The sequence below is a fragment of the Streptomyces longisporus genome, from assembly GCF_039532765.1.
GTDB classification, from domain to species: Bacteria; Actinomycetota; Actinomycetes; order Streptomycetales; family Streptomycetaceae; genus Streptomyces; species Streptomyces longisporus.
Window position 1 is genome coordinate 395,495 of record NZ_BAAASG010000011.1, and the last position, 21,269, is coordinate 416,763.

The 21,269-nt window shown below is 70.8% G+C and carries 15 protein-coding genes and 1 pseudogene; 11 read left to right on the forward strand and 5 right to left on the reverse strand.

What is annotated here, in order from left to right:
* Positions 1 to 7: 7 nt before the first annotated feature.
* A complete protein-coding gene (locus ABD355_RS24260; RefSeq protein ID WP_344402701.1) occupies positions 8 to 580 on the forward strand; it encodes a GNAT family N-acetyltransferase in 573 nt (190 codons plus the stop codon).
* Here ABD355_RS24260 and ABD355_RS24265 read toward each other — a convergent pair.
* Both ABD355_RS24265 and ABD355_RS24270 read right to left on the reverse strand, forming a co-directional pair.
* The gene (locus tag ABD355_RS24265) at positions 561 to 1,604 is read right to left on the reverse strand and encodes a zinc-dependent alcohol dehydrogenase family protein (RefSeq protein ID WP_344402702.1); all 1,044 of its coding nucleotides are present in this window, start codon (positions 1,602 to 1,604) and stop codon (positions 561 to 563) included. The genes ABD355_RS24260 and ABD355_RS24265 overlap by 20 nt on opposite strands.
* Entirely contained in the window at positions 1,555 to 3,861 is a 2,307-nt protein-coding gene (locus ABD355_RS24270; RefSeq protein ID WP_344402703.1) for an MMPL family transporter, read from the reverse strand. Before ABD355_RS24270 ends, ABD355_RS24265 begins: the two co-directional genes overlap by 50 nt.
* A gap of 131 nt (positions 3,862 to 3,992) precedes the next feature.
* Between ABD355_RS24270 and ABD355_RS24275 the strand changes: the two genes are divergently transcribed.
* The 3 genes from ABD355_RS24275 to ABD355_RS24285 all read left to right on the forward strand — a co-directional run bounded on the left by ABD355_RS24275 (position 3,993) and on the right by ABD355_RS24285 (position 7,282).
* Entirely contained in the window at positions 3,993 to 4,664 is a 672-nt protein-coding gene (locus ABD355_RS24275; protein ID WP_344402705.1) for a TetR/AcrR family transcriptional regulator, read from the forward strand.
* 106 nt (positions 4,665 to 4,770) lie between these two features.
* A complete protein-coding gene (locus ABD355_RS24280) occupies positions 4,771 to 5,010 on the forward strand; it encodes a cation transporter (protein ID WP_115913507.1) in 240 nt (79 codons plus the stop codon).
* A gap of 19 nt (positions 5,011 to 5,029) precedes the next feature.
* Positions 5,030 to 7,282: a heavy metal translocating P-type ATPase gene (locus ABD355_RS24285; RefSeq protein WP_344402706.1), complete on the forward strand. Its 2,253-nt coding sequence runs from the start codon at positions 5,030 to 5,032 to the stop codon at positions 7,280 to 7,282.
* A gap of 713 nt (positions 7,283 to 7,995) precedes the next feature.
* Here ABD355_RS24285 and ABD355_RS24290 read toward each other — a convergent pair.
* Both ABD355_RS24290 and recD2 read right to left on the reverse strand, forming a co-directional pair.
* Positions 7,996 to 9,285 carry a citrate synthase gene (locus ABD355_RS24290; protein ID WP_030934849.1) on the reverse strand — a complete coding sequence of 430 codons (1,290 nt, stop codon included), beginning with the start codon at positions 9,283 to 9,285 and terminating at the stop codon, positions 7,996 to 7,998.
* 262 nt (positions 9,286 to 9,547) lie between these two features.
* Positions 9,548 to 11,812: an SF1B family DNA helicase RecD2 gene (recD2, locus tag ABD355_RS24295; protein WP_344402707.1), complete on the reverse strand. Its 2,265-nt coding sequence runs from the start codon at positions 11,810 to 11,812 to the stop codon at positions 9,548 to 9,550.
* Positions 11,813 to 11,928: 116 nt separating this feature from the next.
* Between recD2 and ABD355_RS24300 the strand changes: the two genes are divergently transcribed.
* The 5 genes from ABD355_RS24300 to rbsD all read left to right on the forward strand — a co-directional run bounded on the left by ABD355_RS24300 (position 11,929) and on the right by rbsD (position 17,826).
* The gene (locus ABD355_RS24300) at positions 11,929 to 12,945 is read left to right on the forward strand and encodes a LacI family DNA-binding transcriptional regulator (RefSeq protein ID WP_344402708.1); all 1,017 of its coding nucleotides are present in this window, start codon (positions 11,929 to 11,931) and stop codon (positions 12,943 to 12,945) included.
* Positions 12,942 to 14,462, forward strand: coding sequence for a sugar ABC transporter ATP-binding protein (locus tag ABD355_RS24305; RefSeq protein WP_344402709.1), 1,521 nt, complete (start codon positions 12,942 to 12,944; stop codon positions 14,460 to 14,462). The genes ABD355_RS24300 and ABD355_RS24305 overlap by 4 nt, the downstream gene beginning before the upstream one ends.
* A complete protein-coding gene (locus ABD355_RS24310) occupies positions 14,452 to 16,404 on the forward strand; it encodes an ABC transporter permease/substrate-binding protein (RefSeq protein ID WP_344402711.1) in 1,953 nt (650 codons plus the stop codon). The genes ABD355_RS24305 and ABD355_RS24310 overlap by 11 nt, the downstream gene beginning before the upstream one ends.
* A 133-nt stretch (positions 16,405 to 16,537) precedes the next feature.
* The gene (locus ABD355_RS24315) at positions 16,538 to 17,440 is read left to right on the forward strand and encodes a ribokinase (RefSeq protein ID WP_344402712.1); all 903 of its coding nucleotides are present in this window, start codon (positions 16,538 to 16,540) and stop codon (positions 17,438 to 17,440) included.
* The gene (gene rbsD / locus ABD355_RS24320) at positions 17,437 to 17,826 is read left to right on the forward strand and encodes a D-ribose pyranase (protein ID WP_344402714.1); all 390 of its coding nucleotides are present in this window, start codon (positions 17,437 to 17,439) and stop codon (positions 17,824 to 17,826) included. The genes ABD355_RS24315 and rbsD overlap by 4 nt, the downstream gene beginning before the upstream one ends.
* A gap of 200 nt (positions 17,827 to 18,026) precedes the next feature.
* On the opposite strand, the gene ABD355_RS24325 is transcribed toward rbsD, so the two are convergent.
* Complete coding sequence (locus ABD355_RS24325) at positions 18,027 to 19,118, reverse strand: hypothetical protein (protein ID WP_344402715.1); 1,092 nt, start codon at positions 19,116 to 19,118, stop codon at positions 18,027 to 18,029.
* A gap of 174 nt (positions 19,119 to 19,292) precedes the next feature.
* Between ABD355_RS24325 and eccD the strand changes: the two genes are divergently transcribed.
* Both eccD and ABD355_RS24335 read left to right on the forward strand, forming a co-directional pair.
* On the forward strand, positions 19,293 to 20,681 hold the full coding sequence (gene eccD / locus ABD355_RS24330) for a type VII secretion integral membrane protein EccD (RefSeq protein ID WP_344402716.1): 1,389 nt from the start codon (positions 19,293 to 19,295) through the stop codon (positions 20,679 to 20,681).
* 13 nt (positions 20,682 to 20,694) lie between these two features.
* Positions 20,695 to 21,269: pseudogene (locus tag ABD355_RS24335) on the forward strand (hypothetical protein); the annotation flags it as partial.

The window sequence follows — 21,269 nt, forward strand, 5'->3', positions numbered from 1 at the left end:
TCGTCCCATGAGCGACTTCTCCGTGAAACCGGTACTGACCGGCGAGAAGACAGTCCTGCGGCCCTTCACCGCGGCCGACGCCGAGACGATGTGGGAGATCATCGGGGACCCCGAGGTCATCCGCTTCACCTATGAGCCGTCGACCGAGCTCAGTCCGGAGCGCCTGCGGTCCTGGTACGGCTCCCGGGCCACCGTCCCCGACCGGCTCGACCTCGCCGTCACCGACCCGGACAGCGGCGAACTTCTCGGCGAGGTCGTCCTGTACGACTGGGATCCGGCGGCGCGCGGTTGCACGTTCCGCACCCTCATCGGACCGCGGGGGCGTGGTCGCGGCATCGGCACCGAGGCCACTCGGCTCATCGTCGGGTACGGCTTCGAGCAACTCGGCCTCCACCGGATCCAGTTGGAGGCCTACGCCCACAACCGACGCGCCCTGCGCGTCTACGAGAAGGTCGGGTTCGTCGTCGAGGGCGTACGGCGGGAGGTGCAGCTACGGCACGGGGAGTGGGCCGACGAGGTGATCATGTCGATCCTCGACCGGGAGTGGGCCGCCCGCTCGCTCAACTCCACGGCTCGATGACCGTCACCCCCGCTCCCGGCGCCGTCCCCATCGCAGCCAGCGCGTCCGGGGTCGCGTCCAGGGTGATCGTGGACGTGACCAGCAGGTCGGGGCGGAGCACGCCCGCTCCGACCAGCTCCAGCATCGGCGGATAGGTGTGCGCCGCCATGCCGTGGCTGCCGAGGAGTTCGAGCTCCAGGGCGATCGCCCGCGCCATCGGGACGGGGGTCGTGCCGGTGGGCGACGGGAGCAGGCCCACCTGCACATGGCGTCCGCGGCGGCGCAGACCGTTCACGGAGGCGGCGCAGGTGGCGGGTGAGCCGAGGGCGTCGAGGGACAGCCGGGCGCCGCCGCCGGACAGCTCACGGATCGCCGCGGCCGTGTCCGGTGTCCGCGTCGCGTCCACACACTCCGCCGCGCCGAACTTCCGCGCCAGGTCCAGGGCCTGAGGCGATACGTCCACCGCGATCACCCGCGCCCCCGATGCCGCCGCGATCATCACCGCGGACAGGCCCACACCCCCGCAGCCGTGCACCGCGACCCACTCCCCCGCCGCCACCCGGCCCTGCTGCACGACCGCGCGGAACGCCGTCGCGAACCGGCAGCCCAGCGCTGCCGCTGTGGCGAACGACAGCTCCTGGGGTACCGCTACGAGGTTCACGTCGGCGTGGTCCAGCGCGACGTACTGTGCGAACGAGCCCCAGTGGGTGAAGCCCGGCTGGGTCTGGCGTTCGCAGACCTGCTGGTCACCCGCCGCGCATGCCGCGCAGCTGCCGCAGGCGCAGACGAAGGGGACGGTGACGCGATCGCCCGGGCGCCAGGCGGTCACTGTGGCCCCGACCGCCTCTACGACGCCGGCCAGTTCGTGGCCCGGTACGTGCGGCAGGGTGATGTCGGGGTCGTGGCCCTGCCAGCCGTGCCAGTCGCTTCTGCAGAGGCCGGTTGCCTCGACCCGGACGACCACTCCGTGGTCGGCGGGTCGAGGGTCGGGTACCTCACGTACGTCGGGCCGGCTCCCGTACTGCTCGATCACCACTGCCCGCATCTGCGCTCCCATCGCCGTTGGTGTCTGCGGGTACATCGTGGCTGGTCGCGCCCCGCGGCGGAGCCGCACCCCGATGCGGCCCCGGGCCCCCACTGGGGCGCTCATCCTCGCCCTCGCTCAAGCCGAACCGTTCGTGGAACCTCCGCAGCGGCGCCGGCGCCCACCAGGTGGCCCGTCCCGTCAGCCTCATCACCGCCGGCACCAACAGGCTTCGTACGATCATCGCGTCCATCAGTACCGCCAGGGCGATGCCCAGGCCGAGCATCTTGGTGTTGGTGACCCGGGAGGTGCCGATGGCGACCATCACCACTGCCAGGATCACCGCCGCCGCTGTGATCAGGCCGCCCGTGCGCTGGAGGCCGTGGCGGACCGCCTCGTTGTGGTCGCCCGTTCTGTCGTACTCCTCCTTGATGCGGGAGAGCAGGAAGACGCCGTAGTCCATGGAGAGACCGAAGGCCACGCAGAACATCAGGACCGGCAGGGTGGTCTCTATGGAGCCGGGGCTGGTGAAGCCGAGCAGGCCCGACAGGTGGCCGTCCTGGAAGACCCAGACCACCGCGCCGAACATGGCGGTCAGGCTGAGTGCGTTGAGAACCACCGCCTGGATCGGTATCAGCACGCTGCCGGTCAGCAGGAAGACCAGGAGCAGGGTGACGATCGCGATGAAGGCGGCCGCCCAGGGCAGGCGCTCGGCTATCGCATGCTTGGAGTCGACCAGGACGGCCGCGGTGCCGGTCACCTTGGTGTCGAAGGGCGCGTGCGTGGCGCGCAGTTCACCCACCAGGCGTTGGGCCGCGTCGTCCACGGACTCCCCCTTCGGCAGCACGGTGAAGTACGCCGACTGCCCCTTCACCAGCGGGCCGTCGACCCTCAGCACGCCGGGCAGATCGGCTATTCGGTCCTTGTACGCGGTGTACTGGGCGGGGGTCGAACGGCCCTCGGCGAGCACCTCCAGGCCACCGCCGGGGCTGCCCGGGAAGCCGTCGCGGATGTGCTGCTGGACCACGTGGGACTCTGCGGTCGAGGGGAGCTGACGATCGTCCGCGGTGCCGAACTTCACGCCCAGGAAGGGCAGTCCGAGAACGATCAGCACCGTGGTGGTCGCCACGGCGAAGAGCGGGGCCCGGCGCATCACGAGGGTCGCCATGCGCGCCCACGCGGTGCCCTCCTCCCCGGAGGCCTTCGGCGCCCGTCCGCGCCGGAACAGACGGCGCAGATCCAGGGAGTTGACCCGGTGTCCGAGCAGCACCAGGGCGGCCGGGAGCAGGATCAGCGCGGCCGCTGCGGCCAGCAGGACGACCGCTATGCCGGCGTATGCGAAGGACCGCAGGAAGTACTGCGGGAAGAGCAGCATCGCCGCGAGGGAGACCGCGACCGTGAGGGAGGAGAAGAGGACTGTGCGGCCGGCTGTGCGCAGGGTGGTGCCCACCGCCGTCAACGGGTCGTCGCCCGTGGACAGTTCCTCACGGAAGCGGCGGACGATGAACAGTGCGTAGTCGATGGCCAGTCCCAGGCCCAGGGCCGTGGTGAGGTTCATCGCGAAGACCGAGACGTCGGTGAACTCGGTCAGGCCGCGCAGCACCGCGTTCGTCCCGAGGATCGCGACGATGCCGATGCCCAGCGGCAGCAGGGCGGCGATCGCCGATCCGAAGACCATCACCAGCAGCACGAGCGTCACCGGCAGGGCGATCATCTCGGCGCGGGTCAGGTCCTCCTTGATGATCGTCTGCATCTCGTGCCGCACGGCGACCAGGCCGCCGACCTTCACCTGCACCGGGCCGTGGGTGCCGCGGTAGTGGGGCGCGATGCGGTCCAGGGTGTCGCCCATCGCCTTCTCGTCGCCTGTGATGTGCGCGGCGATCAGCGCCTCGTGGCCGTCCTCGGCCCGGAGGGCGGGCGATGTGGACTGCCAGTAGGAGCCAACACCTATGACGCCCTTCTCACCGGCCAGGCGCGCGGTGAGGCGCCGGGCCTGGGCGGCGACGGCCGGATCGTCCACCGAGGAGCGCCCCGCGTCGACGAGCAGCAGCAGGTTGGGCTGGGAGTCCGGGAACTCGCGCTCCAGCGCCTTGGTCGCATACGTCGACTGGGCGGCCGGGTCCTCCCAGCCGCCGCTGCCCAGGCGGTCGGCGACGCCGCTGCCGGCCAGCACGGCGAGCGCGGTGATGACCAGGGCCACCAACAGCGACAGCCGCGGGCGGGCGGTCACGAAGCGGGTCCAGCCCCCGGGGCGCGGTGGTTTGTTGACTTCGGTCATCGTGCGGTGTCCCCTTCACCGTGGAAACCATAAAATGGCAAACACGAGACAGCGCTCGTGTTTCAACCGGATCCAGAATGCGAGCGACCGCTCGCGTTTGTCAATCGCGTTCGGAGAACTGGGGATAACGCGTGCCCGAGAACTCACAGCAGGAACAGCCGCGGCGCCGCCAGGCACGCGGCGAGCGCCGCATCGCCCAGCTCCTGGAGGCCGCCGCCTCGGTGTTCTGCACCACCGGCTACACGGCCGCCAGCACCAACGCCATCGCCCGCGAGGCCGGCGTCTCACCGGGCACGCTGTACCAGTTCTTCCCGAACAAGGAAGCGATCGCGATCGAGCTGGGTGACCGGCTGATGCACGAGATGCGCGAGACCTACGGCGAGGCGCTCGCACCGGTCGACCCGACGACGCCACTGGAGGAGGCGGTCGGTGCCGCCGTGGACCGGTTCATCGCCTTCAACTGCGACCACCCGGTGTTCTTCGCGCTGATGCACGGCCCCGACATCCCGGGCCGGATCGCCGAGGAGCACGACGCCCTGCACGCCACCCTGGTCTCCCGGATCGAGGCCCTGCTGGCCTCACTGCTGCCGGACGCGCCCCCGGCCGACGTCAGCCGCACCGCGCATGTCTGCCTCGGCATGTACAAGGCGGGTCTGGAGCTGGTGCTCGCCCACGAGGGCGCCGAGCGCGACGCATACACCCGGGAGATCAAGAACGTACTGATCCGCTATCTGGAGCCTCTGGTCGGCGATCGGCTGGGCACCCGGGAGGACACGGGCGCCGCCACGACTCGCACCCCATGAGTGCCGCACCCCTCCTTGGACGGGTACCCCCTAGGGGTATAGTGTGAGAAGTGGAGGGCTTCCCGTGGGCCCCCACAGCCCCACACGCCTCGACGAGGAGAACGACATGACCGCCCAGACCGACACCCCGGGTACCGTCACCGCCGTCTACAAGGTGAGCGGCATGAGCTGCGGACACTGCGAGGGGTCCGTCTCCGGTGAGATCCGCGAGCTTCCCGGCGTCAGCTCGGTGACGGCCGTCGCCGCGTCCGGTGAGGTCACCGTCGTCTCCGCGGCCCCGCTCGACGAGGCCGCCGTGCGCGCCGCGGTGGACGAGGCGGGCTTCGAGCTCGTCGGCCAGGTCTGACGGCAGCCCGGAACCCGCGATGAGCAGCACCACCACGCAGACACCGGCACCGATACGCACGGCAGCGGACGCCTCCGAGGTCGAGCTGCTCATCGGCGGGATGACCTGCGCCTCCTGCGCGGCCCGCGTCGAGAAGAAGCTCAACCGCATGGACGGCGTCACCGCCACGGTGAACTTCGCGACGGAGAAGGCGAAGGTGACCTATCCCGCGGGCATCCAGGTCGCCGACCTGATCGCCACCGTGGTGAAGACGGGCTACACGGCAGAGGAGTCGCTCCCGCCGCAGCCGGAGCCCGCCGAGGAGAAGGCCGCCGAGGACCCGGAACCGGCCGCCTACCGGCAGCGCTTCACCGTCTCCGCCCTGCTCGCACTTCCCGTCGTACTGCTGTCGATGGTGCCGGCCCTGCAGTTCGACAACTGGCAGTGGCTGGCTCTCACGCTCGCCGCTCCTGTCGTCGTCTGGGGCGGCCTGCCGTTCCACCGCGCCGCCTGGACGAACGCCCGGCACGGCGCCGCCACCATGGACACACTGGTCTCGGTCGGCACGCTGGCCGCGTTCGGCTGGTCGCTGTGGGCGCTGTTCTTCGGCGACGCGGGCATGCCGGGCATGCACGACGAGTTCAGGTTCACCGTCTCGCGCATGGACGGGTCCTCCACCATCTACCTGGAGGTCGCCGCGGGCGTCGTCGCGTTCATCCTGCTCGGCCGCTGTCTGGAGGCCCGTTCCAAGCGCCGTGCGGGCGCGGCGCTCAGGGCCCTGCTGGAGCTGGGCGCCAAGGACGTGTCCGTCCTGCGGGACGGCCGTGAAGTGCGCGTCCCGGTGTCCCGACTGGCCGTGGGTGATCGTTTCGTCGTACGGCCCGGGGAGAAGATCGCGACCGACGGCGCCGTCGTCGAGGGCGCGTCCGCCGTGGACGCCTCGATGCTGACCGGCGAGTCGGTGCCGGTGGACGTGGGCGTGGGCGACGCCGTCACCGGGGGCACGGTCAACGCCGGCGGGCGGCTGGTCGTCGAGGCCGCCCGGGTCGGCGCCGACACCCAGCTGGCGCGGATGGCGAAGCTGGTCGAAGACGCGCAGAACGGCAAGGCCGAGGTGCAGCGGCTCGCCGACCGGATCTCGGCGGTCTTCGTGCCGGTCGTCATGCTGATCGCCGTCGGCACGTTCGGGACGTGGCTCGGCGTCACGGGCGACACCGTGGCCGCGTTCACCGCGGCCGTCGCGGTCCTGATCATCGCCTGCCCGTGCGCGCTGGGCCTGGCCACGCCGACCGCGCTGCTGGTCGGCACGGGGCGTGGCGCGCAGCTCGGCATCCTGATCAAGGGCCCGGAGGTCCTGGAGTCCACGCGCCGCGTCGACACCGTCGTACTCGACAAGACCGGAACGGTCACCACCGGCCGGATGACCCTGCGCGAGGTGTACGCCGTCGCCGGCACCGACGAGAAGGAGGTGCTGCGGCTCGCGGGCGCCGTCGAGCACGCCTCCGAGCATCCCGTCGCCCGGGCGATCGCCCTGGGTGCCGAGTGGGGGAGGGCCGGACGGCTTCCGGGGGTCGAGGAGTTCGAGAACGTGCCCGGGCGGGGCGTACGCGGCCGTGTGGAGGGCCGCGAGGTGGCCGTGGGGCGGCTCTTCGAAGACCTCCCCGAGGAACTGGCCCGCGCCAAGGCCGAGGCCGAGAGCGACGGACGTACCGCCGTCGTGGTCGGCTGGGACGGGGTGGCACGCGGTGTCGTCGCCGTCGCCGACGCGGTCAAGGAGACCAGCGCCCAGGCGGTGCGCGAGCTGCGCGCGCTGGGGCTCACGCCGGTGCTGCTGACCGGGGACAACCGGGCGGTCGCCCAGGCGGTCGCGCGCGAGGTGGGGATCGAGCAGGTGATCGCGGAGGTCCTGCCCGAGGACAAGGTGGCGGCCGTACGGCGGCTGCAGGCCGAGGGGCGTACGGTCGCCATGGTCGGCGACGGGGTCAACGACGCGGCCGCGCTGGCCACCGCGGATCTGGGTCTGGCGATGGGGACCGGCACGGACGCGGCGATCGAGGCGGGCGATGTGACTCTGGTGCGCGGGGATCTGCGGGTGGCCGCGGACGCGATCCGGCTGTCCCGCAGGACGCTGGCCACGATCAAGGGCAACCTGGTGTGGGCCTTCGGGTACAACGTGGCCGCGTTGCCGCTGGCCGCCGCGGGCCTGCTGAATCCGATGATCGCCGGGGCCGCGATGGCCTTCTCGTCGGTGTTCGTGGTGACGAACAGCCTCCGGCTGCGGACGTTCCGTTGAACTCCGCCGAGGTTACCGGCGGTTAGTCGAAGTCGAGGTGAGAGCACCTCTGGAGTCCGGCGCCAGCCTCACATAAGCTCTTCACAAGGCTCGCGCATCATCCTTACGCTTGGGCACCGATCGCTGTATCGGCGCTCTTGCGTATCTAACGGACAAATGCAAGAGACGCAGATCACAGTGATGTGAACGTAACCATCGAAGGGGTTCGAAGGTCTAAGTTGACGATGTCAGGCAGCGTCTTGGGGGGCGTTTCCTGGCATCTGGGGATGTCTTGGGGGACTTCCTCAGAGGTGCGTTGCCGGGGCCACGTACATCGGGGTGCTTTGAGCGGCCCTCCCGAGCGTGCGTTGTCCCGGCAGACCGCACAACCATGAGTACGGCGAGTTTTGCTCATTCTGCTCAACGCTCGCCGCACTCGACAGCGATTCAGGCGCTGGCTTCACAGACGCCCGGCCGGATCCCGTGGGGGGAATCCGCACCGGGACATGGGAAGGCGCCCTGGACGTCGGCCCGTGGGGGGACCGGCGCCAGGGCGCCTTTCGCTTGGCGGATTCAGCCGGTTCGCTTCGCGGATCGAGCCGGGGGGTTCGGGGGTCTTCAGGTTGCTTCCCGGCTGCTGGCCGGTGGGGACCGGCCGCGCCCCGCGGCGGAGCCGCAAACGGATGCGGCCCCGCGCCCCTAAAAGACCAGGGCGGCCCCGCCACCGGCGTTTGTCAGCGCTCCTCGACCGGGACGAAGTCCCGTTCCACCACGCCCGTGTAGATCTGGCGCGGTCGGCCGATGCGGGAGCCGGGCTCCTTGATCATTTCGTGCCACTGGGCGATCCAGCCCGGAAGGCGGCCGAGGGCGAACAGGACCGTGAACATCTCGGTCGGGAAGCCCATGGCGCGGTAGATCAGGCCGGTGTAGAAGTCCACGTTCGGGTAGAGGTTGCGCTGGACGAAGTAGTCGTCCGAGAGCGCGTGCTCCTCCAGCTTGAGCGCGATGTCCAGCAGCTCGTCGGACTTGCCGAGGGCCGAGAGGACGTCGTGCGCCGCCGCCTTGATGATCTTCGCGCGCGGGTCGAAGGACTTGTACACCCGGTGGCCGAAGCCCATCAGGCGGACGCCGTCCTCCTTGTTCTTCACCTTGCGGATGAAGGAGTCGACGTCGCCGCCGTTCGCCTGGATGCCCTCGAGCATCTCCAGGACGGACTGGTTGGCACCGCCGTGCAGCGGGCCCCACAGGGCGTTGATGCCGGCCGAGATCGACGCGAACATGTTCGCCTGCGAGGAGCCGACCAGGCGGACCGTGGACGTCGAACAGTTCTGCTCGTGGTCCGCGTGCAGGATCAGCAGCTTGTCCAGGGCGGCGACGACGACCGGGTCGAGGTCGTACTCCTGCGCCGGGACCGAGAAGGTCATGCGCAGGAAGTTCTCGACGTAGCCGAGGTCGTTGCGCGGGTAGACGAACGGGTGGCCGATCGACTTCTTGTACGCGTACGCCGCGATCGTCGGGAGCTTGGCGAGCAGGCGGATCGTCGAGAGGTTGCGCTGCTTCTCGTCGAACGGGTTGTGGCTGTCCTGGTAGAACGTGGACAGCGCCGACACGACCGAGGACAGCATGGCCATCGGGTGGGCGTCGCGCGGGAAGCCCTTGTAGAAGTTCTTGACGTCCTCGTGCAGCAGGGTGTGCTGCGTGATGTCGTTCTTGAACACGGAGAGCTCGTCGACGGTCGGGAGCTCGCCGTTGATCAGCAGGTAGGCGACCTCCAGGAAGGTGGAGCGCTCCGCCAGCTGCTCGATCGGGTAGCCGCGGTACCGGAGGATGCCCGCCTCGCCGTCGAGGTAGGTGATGGCGGATTTATAGGCGGCGGTGTTGCCGTAACCGCTGTCCAGCGTCACCAGACCGGTCTGGGCGCGGAGCTTCCCGATGTCGAAGCCCTTGTCGCCGACGGTGCTGTCGATCACCGGGTAGGTGTACTCGCCGTCGCCGTACCGCAGTACTACAGAGTTGTCGCTCACGTCTTCCCTCACCGACGTAGTGCCTCATCTTCGAGGTTGCCCTGACTGTCTCTACCATCCCCCAATTGGCTCAGGAGAGTGCACTCGGGGTCGACCATCGGGCCTATTGACGGCACTGAGTGCCGCCAACTTGCTCATCCTGCCCCCTTGATTCCCCATCCGGAAGTGCTCTGTGACCTTCACGACTCATTTGATCGATCATTTTTCGTGATGCCTGTCTCAAACCCGGCTCGGCGGAGCCGCACAGGGGTCCAGGGAGCTCTCACAGGGGTCTCGGGGAGAGCCGGAAGTCGAGTGCCGTGCAGCGTCGCCCGGCCGACACCGTGCGCACCGCCTGGCCGATCGCCTTGCGCGAACCGACCAGGACGACCAGCTTCTTGGCCCGGGTCACCGCGGTGTACAGCAGGTTCCGCTGCAGCATCATCCAGGCTCCGGCGGTGACCGGGATCACCACGGCGGGATATTCACTCCCCTGGGAGCGGTGAATGGTGACGGCGTACGCATGGGCCAGCTCGTCCAGTTCGTCGAACTCGTACGCGACCTCCTCGTCCTCGTCCGTCAGTACCGTCAGGCGCTGGTCGACCGGGTCGAGCGAGGTGACCACGCCGACGGTGCCGTTGAAGACACCGTTCTTGCCCTTCTCGTAATTGTTGCGAATCTGGGTGACCTTGTCGCCGACCCGGAAGACCCGGCCGCCGAACCGCTTCTCCGGCACATCGGGGCGGCCCGGGGTGATGGCCTGCTGGAGCAGACCGTTGAGCGTGCCGGCGCCGGCCGGGCCGCGGTGCATGGGCGCGAGGACCTGCACGTCCCGGCGCGGGTCCAGCCCGAACCTGGCCGGAATCCGACGGGCCGCCACATCCACCGTGAGCCGCCCCGCCCCCTCCGTGTCGTCCTCGACGAAGAGGAAGAAGTCCTTCATGCCGTCGGTGACCGGGTGCTGCCCGGAGTTGATCCGGTGCGCGTTCGTGACGACCCCCGACTGCTGGGCCTGGCGGAACACGCGCGTGAGGCGCACGGCGGGGATCGGGCTGCCGTCGGCGAGCAGGTCCCGCAGCACCTCGCCGGCGCCCACGCTGGGCAGTTGGTCGACGTCCCCGACGAAGAGGAGGTGGGCGCCCGGCGGGACGGCCTTCACCAGCTTGTTGGCGAGCAGCAGGTCCAGCATGGAGGCCTCGTCGACGACCACCAGGTCCGCATCGAGCGGGCGGTCCTTGTCGTACGCCGCGTCACCGCCGGGCTTCAGCTCCAGCAGACGGTGGACGGTGGAGGCCTCGGCCCCGGTGAGCTCGGCCAGGCGTTTGGCGGCGCGGCCCGTGGGGGCGGCCAGGACCACCCTCGCCTTCTTGGCGCGGGCCAGCTCCACGATCGAGCGGACCGTGAAGGACTTGCCGCAGCCGGGGCCGCCGGTCAGCACGGCGACCTTCTGGGTCAGCGCGAGCTTGACGGCGGCCTCCTGCTCGGGCGCGAGCTCGGCGCCCGTGCGGCCCTTGAGCCAGGCCAGCGCCTTGTCCCAGACCACCTCGTGGAAGCCGGGCATCCGGTCCTCGTCGGTGCGCAGCAGGCGCAACAACTGGGCGGAGAGGGAGAGTTCGGCCCGATGGAAGGGCACGAGGTACACGGCCGTCACCGGGTCGCCGCCGTCCTGGCCGGGCACCTTCTCCCTTACGACCCCGGGGTCCTCGCCCTCCTCGGGCGACTGGGCGAGTTCGGCGAGGCACTCGATGACCAGGCCGGTGTCGACCTGCAGCAGCTTCACCGCGTCGGCGATCAACTGCTCCTCGGGGAGGTAGCAGTTGCCCTGGTCGGTGGCCTGCGACAGCGCGTACTGCAGGCCTGCCTTGACGCGCTCCGGGCTGTCGTGCGGGATGCCCACGGACTGGGCGATCTTGTCGGCGGTGAGGAAGCCGATGCCCCAGACGTCGGCCGCGAGGCGGTAGGGCTGGTTCTTGACGACGGAGATCGAGGCGTCGCCGTACTTCTTGTAGATGCGCACGGCGATGGAGGTGGACACCTCGACGGTCTGGAGGAAGAGCATGACCTCCTTGATCGCCTTCTGCTCCTCCCAGGCATCGGCGATCTTCTTGGTGCGCTTGGGGCCGAGCCCGGGGACCTCGATGAGCCGCTTGGGCTCCTCTTCGATGATCTGCAGGGTGTCCAGGCCGAAGTGCTGGGTGATGCGGTCGGCGAAGACGGGGCCGATGCCCTTGACCAGCCCCGAGCCGAGGTAGCGGCGGATGCCCTGGACGGTGGCCGGGAGCACCGTCGTGTAGTTCTCCACCGTGAACTGCTTGCCGTACTGGGGATGGGAGCCCCAACGGCCCTCCATGCGCAGGGATTCGCCGACCTGGGCGCCGAGCAGCGCCCCGACGACCGTGAGCAGGTCGCCGGCTCCTCTGCCGGTGTCGACCCGGGCGACCGTGTAGCCGTTCTCCTCGTTGGCGTACGTGATCCGCTCCAGGACGCCCTCGAGCACGGCGAGCCGCCGCTCGCCCGCCGGTGTGGAGTTCCCCGCCTGATTGGACATGATCCGACGCTACAGCCGGGGTCTGACATCACGATCCGGTCTCGAGGTATTGCCACTCCCTGTGTAATCGATTCCAATCCTCCGTGTAATCGATTCCACAAGGAGGTGGAGCGGCGATGGCGAGCATCAAGGACGTCGCTGCCGAGGCGGGTGTCTCCGTCGCCACGGTCTCGCGCGTCCTGAACGACCATCCGTCGGTCAGCGCGGACGCACGCACGCGCGTGCTGGCGGCCGTCGAGGCGCTGGGCTACCGCCCGAACGCCGTCGCCCGTTCCCTGCGCACCGACCAGACCCACACCCTCGGTCTGGTCATCAGCGACGTGATGAACCCCTACTTCACGGAACTGGCCCGCTCCGTCGAGGAGGAGGCCCGCGCGCTCGGCTACAGCGTCATCATCGGCAACGCCGACGAGCGGCCCGACCTCCAGGACCACCACGTACGGAACCTGCTGGACCGTCGTATCGACGGACTGCTGGTCTCCCCCACCGACGGCGGCTCGCCGCTCATGCTGGACGCCGCGCGCGCGGGCACGCCGATGGTGTTCGTGGACCGGTGGATCCCGGGCTTCGACGTGCCGGTGGTGCGGGCGGACGGGCGGGCCGCCGTACGGGACCTCGTGGCGCATCTCCACGGGCTCGGGCACCGCAGGCTCGCCATCATCGCGGGCCCCGCGGCGACCACCACCGGCCGGGAGCGTGTGGAGGCCTTCCGGGAGGCGCTCGGCGCGTACGGGCTCGAACTCCCCGAGGCGTACATCGGGCAGGGCGACTTCCAGGCCGAGAGCGGGCGGCGGGTCACCGAGGGCTTCCTCGACCTGCCCGAGCCGCCCGACGTCGTGTTCGCCGCCGACAACCTGATGGCGCTCGGCGCGCTGGACGCCGTACGCGCGCGTGGGCTGCGCGTTCCCGAGGACCTCGCGCTGGCCGCCTTCGACGACATCCCGTGGTTCGTGCACACCGATCCGCCGATCACCGCGGTCGCCCAGCCCACGGGCGAGCTGGGCCGGGCTGCCGTGCGGGCCCTGGTCGACCGCATCGAGGGGCGGCCCGCGCGGTCGGTCACCCTCGCCGCCCGTCTCGTCGTACGCCGCTCGTGCGGTGAGGACCCCGCTGAGAACAGGAGCCACTTGTGAGCAACGCGGACGAGTTGCTGCGCATCGAGGGCATACGGAAGACCTTCCCGGGCCTGGTCGCGCTGGACGGCGTCGACTTCGATCTGCGCCGGGGCGAGGTGCATGTGCTGCTCGGTGAGAACGGCGCGGGCAAGAGCACCCTGATCAAGATGCTCTCCGGCGCCTACACCCCCGACGCCGGGCGGATCCTGGTCGGCGGCGAGGAGGTGCGCATCCATGGTGCGCAGGACTCCGAGCGCCTCGGGATCGCCACCATCTACCAGGAGTTCAACCTCGTCCCCGACCTCACGGTCGCCGAGAACATCTTCCTGGGGCGGCAGCCGCGCCGCTTCGGGATGATCGACCGGAAGACGATGGAGGCGGACGCCGAAGTCCTCCTCGCGCGCGTGGGCGTCCAAGTGTCGCCACGCGCGCGTGTACGCGAACTCGGCATCGCACGCCTCCAGATGGTCGAGATCGCGAAGGCGCTGAGCCTGGACGCACGTGTGCTGATCATGGACGAGCCGACCGCCGTGCTCACCTCCGAGGAGGTCGAGAAGCTCTTCGCGATCGTGCGCAGGCTGCGCGAGGACGGCGTGGGGATCGTCTTCATCACCCATCACCTGGAGGAGATCGCGGCCCTGGGCGACCGCGTCACCGTGATCCGGGACGGGAAGAGCGTCGGGGAGGTCCCCGCCGCAACGCCCGAGGACGAGCTCGTACGCCTCATGGTGGGCCGCTCGATCGAGCAGCAGTACCCGCGTGAACGGGCCGACGCGGGCGCCGCGTTGCTCACCGTCGAGGGACTCACCCGCGACGGCGTCTTCCACGACGTCAGCTTCCAGGTGCACGCCGGTGAGGTCGTCGGCATTGCGGGCCTCGTCGGAGCCGGTCGTACGGAGGTCGTGCGGGCCGTGTTCGGCGCCGATCCGTACGACAAGGGCGCCGTGAAGGTCGCCGGGGCCGAAGTGCGGCGGGGCGACGTCAACGCCGCCATGGCGGCCGGCATCGGGCTGATCCCCGAGGACCGCAAGGGCCAGGGCCTGGTCCTCGACGCGTCGGTCGAGGAGAACCTCGGCCTGGTGACGCTGCGGAGGGCCACGCGCGCGGGGCTCGTCGATCTCAAGGGCCGGCGCGAGGCCGCCGGCCGCGTCGCGGGGCAGCTCGGCGTGCGGATGGCCGGACTCGGCCAGCCCGTACGGACCCTGTCCGGCGGCAACCAGCAGAAGGTCGTCATCGGCAAGTGGCTCCTCGCCGACACCAAGGTGCTGATCCTCGACGAGCCGACGCGCGGCATCGACGTCGGCGCCAAGGTCGAGATCTACCAGCTGATCAATGAACTCACGGCCGCGGGCGCCGCCGTACTGATGATCTCCAGCGATCTCCCCGAGGTCCTCGGCATGAGCGACCGGGTGCTGGTGATGGCCCAGGGCCGGATCGCCGGCGAACTCGCCGCCGACGAGGCCACCCAGGACGCCGTGATGGCACTCGCCGTAAGCACCCCTACGCACGAAACGGAGGCCTCCCGTGGCCACTGAAACGCGTCTGAGCACGACGGGCGCGAGTGGCGCCACGAGCGGCCTGCGCCGTCTCCTGCTCGACAACGGCGCACTGACCGCGCTGATCGTCCTCGTCGTCGCCATGTCGGCCCTGTCCGGCGACTTCATGACGACCGACAACCTGCTGAACGTCGGCGTCCAGGCGGCCGTGACCGCCATCCTCGCCTTCGGCGTCACCTTCGTGATCGTCTCGGCGGGCATCGACCTGTCGGTGGGCTCCGTGGCCGCCCTGTCGGCCACCGTCCTTGCCTGGAGCGCCACTTCGCAGGGCCTGCCGGTCGTCGTGGCCGTCCTTATGGCGGTCGCGACGGGCATCGCCTGCGGCCTGGTCAACGGCTTCCTGATCTCGTACGGCAAGCTGCCGCCGTTCATCGCGACGCTCGCCATGCTGTCGGTGGGCCGCGGCCTGTCCCTGGTGATCTCGCAGGGCTCCCCCATCGCCTTCCCCGGCTCCGTCTCCCACCTCGGTGACACGCTCGGAGGCTGGCTGCCGGTGCCGGTGCTGGTCATGGTCGTCATGGGTCTGATCACGGCATTCGTGCTGGGCCGTACATACATCGGCCGCTCGATGTACGCGATCGGCGGCAACGAGGAGGCGGCGCGCCTGTCCGGCCTGCGGGTGAAGAGGCAGAAGCTCGCGATCTACGCCTTCTCCGGGCTGTTCGCGGCGGCCGCGGGCATCGTGCTCGCCGCCCGCCTGTCCTCCGCGCAGCCACAGGCCGCGCAGGGATACGAGCTGGACGCCATCGCGGCGGTCGTCATCGGCGGCGCCTCGCTGGCCGGCGGCACCGGCAAGGCGTCCGGCACGCTCATCGGTGCGCTGATCCTGGCGGTGCTGCGCAACGGCCTCAACCTCCTGTCCGTGTCCGCCTTCTGGCAGCAGGTCGTCATCGGCGTGGTGATCGCGCTGGCGGTGCTGCTCGACACGGTGCGGCGCAAGGCCGGGGCGACCGAGGTGGCGGCCGGTACGTCGGGCGGTGGCAAGGGCAGGCAGGCCGCGACGTACGTGCTCGCGGCCGTGGTCGCGGCGGCCGTCGTCGGAGCCATGTCGTTCCTGCACGGCGGTCCGTCGGCGGCGAAGGACCAGAAGATCGGTCTGGCCCTGTCAACCCTCAACAACCCGTTCTTCGTACAGATCCGCGCCGGGGCGCAGCAGGAGGCGAAGAAGCTGGGCGTCGACCTGACCGTCACCGACGCACAGAACGACGCCTCCCAGCAGGCCAACCAGCTGCAGAACTTCACCAGCGAGGGCCTCGGCACGATCATCGTCAACGCGGTGGACTCCGACGCGGTGACACCGGCGGCGAAGGCCGTGAACAAGGCGGGCATCCCGCTCGTCGCCGTCGACCGTGCCGTCAACAGCGCGGACACCGCCGCGCTCGTCGCCTCCGACAACGTCACCGGCGGCCGGCTCGCCGCCAAGTCCCTCGCGGACAGGCTCGGCGGCAAGGGCACCATCGTGGTGCTGCAGGGCCAGGCGGGCACCTCCGCCAGCCGGGAGCGCGGCGCGGGCTTCACCGCGGGCCTCAAGGCCTACCCGGGCATCAAGGTGGTCGCCGAGCAGCCTGCCGACTGGGACCGCACCAAGGGTCTCGACGTGATGACGAACCTCCTCCAGGCCCACCCCGACATCGACGGTGTCTTCGCGGAGAACGACGAGATGGCCCTCGGCGCGATCAAGGCGCTCGGCGGCAAGGCCGGCAAGTCGGTCGCCGTCATCGGCTTCGACGGCACCCCGGACGGCCTCAGCGCCGTCAAGGCGGGCACGCTTTACGCGTCGGTGGCCCAGCAGCCGACGGAACTCGGCAGAATCGCGGTACAGAACGCGGTGAAGGTCGCCGAGGGCAAGAAGGTCACGAAGTCGGTGATGGTGCCGGTGAAGGTGGTCACGAAGGAGAACGTGGCCGGCTTCAGCGGCTGACGAGGCGACCGGCACAGGGGAACAGGCAGGCGGTCGTCGCTGCCGGGGAGCCGGGGGTTGCTCGGGTGGCTGCCCGGTGGTGACGACGGCCCGCCACACGTCATCTCTCATCATCTCTCAGGGGAGTCATTTGATGTACGACTACGACCTGCTGGTCGTGGGATCCGCCAACGCCGACCTGGTGATCGGCGTCGAGCGGCGGCCGGGCGCCGGCGAGACGGTGCTCGGCTCGGACCTGGCCGTCCACCCGGGCGGCAAGGGCGCGAACCAGGCCGTCGCCGCCGCCCGCCTCGGGGCCCGTACGGTCCTGCTGGCCCGCGTCGGCGACGACGCGTACGGCAGGCTGCTCCTCGACTCGCAGCGGGCGGCCGGCGTCGACACGGTGGGAGTGCTGGTCGGTGGAGCGCCGACGGGGGTCGCGCTCATCACCGTCGATCCCTCCGGGGACAACAGCATCGTGGTGTCGCCGGGCGCGAACGGGCGGCTGACCCCGCAGGACGTACGGACCGCCGCGAGCCTGTTCCTGGCCTCGCGGGTGGTCTCGACCCAGCTGGAGATCCCGCTGGAGTCGGTCGTGGAGGTCGTACGGAACCTGGCGCCGGACAACCGCTTCGTGCTGAACCCGTCGCCGCCGCGGCCGCTGCCGCCCGAGTTGCTGGCGGCCTGCGACCCGCTGATCGTCAACGAGCACGAGGCGAAGGTGGTCCTCGGCGACGCCTACGTCTCCGACCGCCCGGAGGACTGGGCGCGCCTGCTGCTCGCCAAGGGCCCGCGCTCGGTCGTGGTCACCCTGGGCGCGGAGGGCGCACTGGTGGCCTCCTCGGCCGGGGTGACGCGGGTGCCCTCGGTGAAGGTGGACGCGGTGGACACCACGGGCGCGGGCGACGCGTTCACGGCGGCGCTGGCGTATCGGCTGGGGTCGGGGGCGTCGCTTGCGGAGGCCGCGGCGTACGCGGCCCGGGTCGGCGCCGCCGCCGTCACCAAGGAGGGCGCGCAAGAGTCCTTCCCGACGGCCGGGGAGGTCGACGCCCTGTGAAGAAGGCGGGAATCCTGAACCGTCATCTCTCCGGCGCGCTCGCCGAGCTGGGCCACGGCGACGCGGTGCTGGTGTGCGACGCGGGCATGCCGATACCGGAGGGGCCGCGCGTGGTGGACCTGGCGTTCCGCGCCGGGGTGCCGTCCTTCGCGGAGGTGGTGGACGGTCTGCTGGCCGAGCTGGTGGTGGACAGTGCCACGGCGGCGAGCGAGGTGCGGGAGGCGAACCCGGGGGCTTCGGCTCTGCTCGACGAGCACTTCCCCAGGCTGGAGCTGGTGTCGCACGAGCGGCTCAAGGAGCTGTCGGCCGGCGCGCGGCTGGTCGTACGGACAGGGGAAGCGCGGCCGTATGCGAATGTGCTGCTGCGCTGTGGGGTCTTCTTCTAGCAGGTCCACAAGGATGGAAGATCCGCAAGGCGGACGAATTCGAGGGGGTCCGGTCCGTCGACCGGGCCCCCTCGGCTTTTCCCCTCCGCCATCAGAACCCCCGCGATCCCCCCAGATCCCCCTCCGAGAAGTCCTGACGCCAAGTACGACCCGCGGGGTGGGGGAAGGGTTGTACGCGTCGTCAGATTTTTTTCGCGGCGCTAGCCCGCCCGCCACAGCACCGGTTTCACGCTCTTGCCCTCTCCCTCGAACGACACCATCGCCGGACGGTCGCCCTTGGGCAGCAGATGAATGGTGCAGAGGGTCAGTGTGGAGTCCGGTTTCAGACGGGTGTTCGGGATTTTGCCGCGGCACCGGTCGATGCCGTCTCCCGCACCGGAGAAGGACAGGTCGAGCAGGGCGAGCGGTCGCGCCTCGTGGCCGCCGGCGCTGCGGACGCCCACCTTGTCGCCCATGACCGGCAGAAGCGTCTGCTCGCCGGCATTGCGATACGTGATCGTCACGTACCACGGCACGGTGTTCTTCGACGTGTCGTGCAGGTCGTAGCCGCGCAGGTCGGTGAGGCTTCCGGCGCGCACGCTGCGGGGAGTGGCGCGGATCGGGACGGCGATGCCGTCGGTGGTGTCGTCGTCCCAGGTGGTTTCGGCGGTGGTGCCCGCCGGCAGCAGCCCGTCGCCGTCCCCCTTTCCGTCACCGACGTTCCACAGGAGGGTGCCGCCGCTGTCGTCGGAGTAGGCGACGGTTGCGGGCTCATGTCCGCCGGGGAGCATGACCAGTTGGCACACCGTGACGGTGGCGTGCGGGGCGGCCGAGGCCGGGCCGGCCTTGTCGCAGCCCTCCGGGATCCTCGAACTCGACCGGGTGGCAAGGGTGTTCGTGTTCCACAGTGAGACCGCCTTGCCCGGCGTGCCGTCGGCCAAGGTGACCGTGAAGTCGTCCTGGGGACCGAGCCGGGTCAGCGTCTGCGGCCCGGTGTTGGTGTAGCGGACGGTCAGGTAGTACGGGATCATGCCCCTCAGGTCGCCGTCGAGCTGCACGCCTTCCAGGTCGGCCGCCGTGCCGCGCGCGAGCCGCTCGGGCGCGAGCGTCAGCCGGTGCGTGGCGTTTCCGCTGGTCCAGGTGGCCTTCCGGACGGTCGAATCGATCTGCAGCGCCACGGGTTTGCTGCCGCCCTTGGGGGAGTCGGCTCCCGAACCGGGGGCCGAGCTGGAGCCGCCGGCCCCGCACGCCGTCAGCACCAGAGCCAGCATCGCTGCCCCGGCGACTTCGGCCGCCGTTCCCTGTGTTCGCATCAGCACCCCCGTGCCACGCCGTTTCCCTGCCCTGCTCGCAACGTGATCACCTTAGGGGGCGGGACCGGGCCTGCCGTCGCCGGAGTTCTCGTATGGGGGTTCCGTGCAGTCTTCGGGCGGGGCTGGGTAGCTCCGCCGGGTCCGTCTCCACCCGGTGATAGGTTCGAATATGTGATGTCTGCGGGGGCCTTGAGTCGTGCGGCGGCCGATGGGTCCGCAGTTGTTCTGAGTCGCGTCACCCTGGTCGGGGAGCGGCGTCGGGTCGAACTCGTGTTGCCGGCTCGGGAGCCGGTCGGGGTGTTGTTGCCCGAGATTCTGCGGGTGCTGGGCGACCGGGCCGGTGGGCGGCCCGAGTTGCGGCATCTCGTGACCGCGGACGGGACCGCGCTCGCTCACGACAGCAGCCTTGAGTCCGCCGGGGTGCGGGACGGTGCCGTGCTGCGGCTCGTGCGGGCCGGGGACGCTCCGTCCGCGCCCGTGACGCACGAGGTGACTGACGAGCCCGCCGAAGATCCCGCTGGGCGGGAGTGGCATTGGGGGCCCGAGTCGCGGCGCGTCGTCGCCGGGCTGGCGACCGTGGGGTGGGTAGGTGCGGGCGGGGTCCTCGCGCGGAGTGCCTACCACGCCCCTGTCGTCGCCGGTGTGTTGCTCCTCGTCGCCGCCGTCGCCGCTGTGGTCGGGGCCCTCGTGGGGCGTGGCGAGCGACGGGGCGGGGTCGCCGGCACGCTGATCTGCTCGGCCGGGGTGCTTGCTGCGCTCGGGGCGTCCGCGCTCTCCGATGACCGCCGCTGGTCCGGTGCGCTGTACGCGGGTGCGCTCGCCGCGGTGGGTGCCGTGACGCTCGTGCTACTGGGGCACTTCACTCGGTTGGGCCGCGGTGGATCGGTGGGCGCCGGCGCTTTCGCCGTCACCGTCCTCGGCTGGGAGGGCGTCGTCGCCTTGCAGTCGGGGGCGGAGACGGCCGGGCAGCAGGCTCGGGCCGGTGCGCTGCTCGCCGTCGTCTCCGTCGTCGCCCTCGGGGTGCTGCCGCGGCTCGCGCTCACGGCCTCCGGGCTGTCCGGGCTCGACGACCGGCGGGCCGGTGGGGTGTCCGTGAGCCGGTACCAGGCGTCCGCGGCGCTGGCGGCCGCCCATCGCGGGCTGGTGCTCGCCACCGTCACCGTTGCCGTGTCGGCGACCGTGGCGGCGGTGTGGGCGCTGCGTGCGCCCGGCGTGTGGACCGTGCTGCTCGCCGTCGTCACGGCGGTGGTGGTGGCCCTGCGGGCGCGGGCGTTTCCGCTGGTCACAGAGGTCGTGGCGCTGCTGGCGGGTGCCGCCGTGGTGGTCGTACGGCTGTTGGCGGTGTGGGTGCAGCGGTCCGGTGCGGCGGGTCCTGCCCTGGTCGTGTCGGCGGCGCTGGCCGTGCTGACGCTCGGCACGCTCGTCGTACGACCCGCCGAGCAGATCCGGGCGCGGCTGCGACGGGCGGGTGACCTGGTGGAGTCCGCCGGCGTCATCGCCCTGCTTCCACTGCTCATCGGGGCCTTCGGCGTGTACGAGCGGCTGCTCGGCACCATCGCTTAAGGGACGGGACGGCATGGTTCACGGGGAACAGGAGCGGGAGCCGGCGGGTGACGACGACTGGCGGCGCGATGCGCTGTTCCAGCTCGGGCCGGCGGAGCAGCAGCGGGCTTCGGCGCCCTCGGGCGAAGCCGTCGTAGCACCGGATCCGGTTCTTCCCGGGCCCGGCGGCGAGCCCACCCTGCGTCTGGTGCACTCGACGCGGGACGAGCAGCCGGCCCTCGGCGCAGGGCAGTTCGGCCCCGCGGCCGGTCCCATGCCTCCTGCGGCCACCGCTCCCGCCCCGCAGCACAGCCCGGCCCCGCCCCAGCTCCCTGCGGCCGCGATACCCCCGCTCCCCGCAGCCGCCCTCACCGCACCCGTCACGGTCCCCGAGCCGACGGTCGCCCTCCCCGCGCAGGCCATGGACGCCCCGCCCCAGCGCCCCGCCACCGCCACACCCGCGCACCCCCCGGTCGGCCCCACCCCGCCCGCCGACCCACCCACCACCGCGCCAGAGCCGGCCTCCCCCGTCCCGGTACCCCCCGTCGCGCCGGAGCCCGGGGCGCCCGCACCCACCGCTCCCGCCGCCTCCCACACGCCCCCATCCGG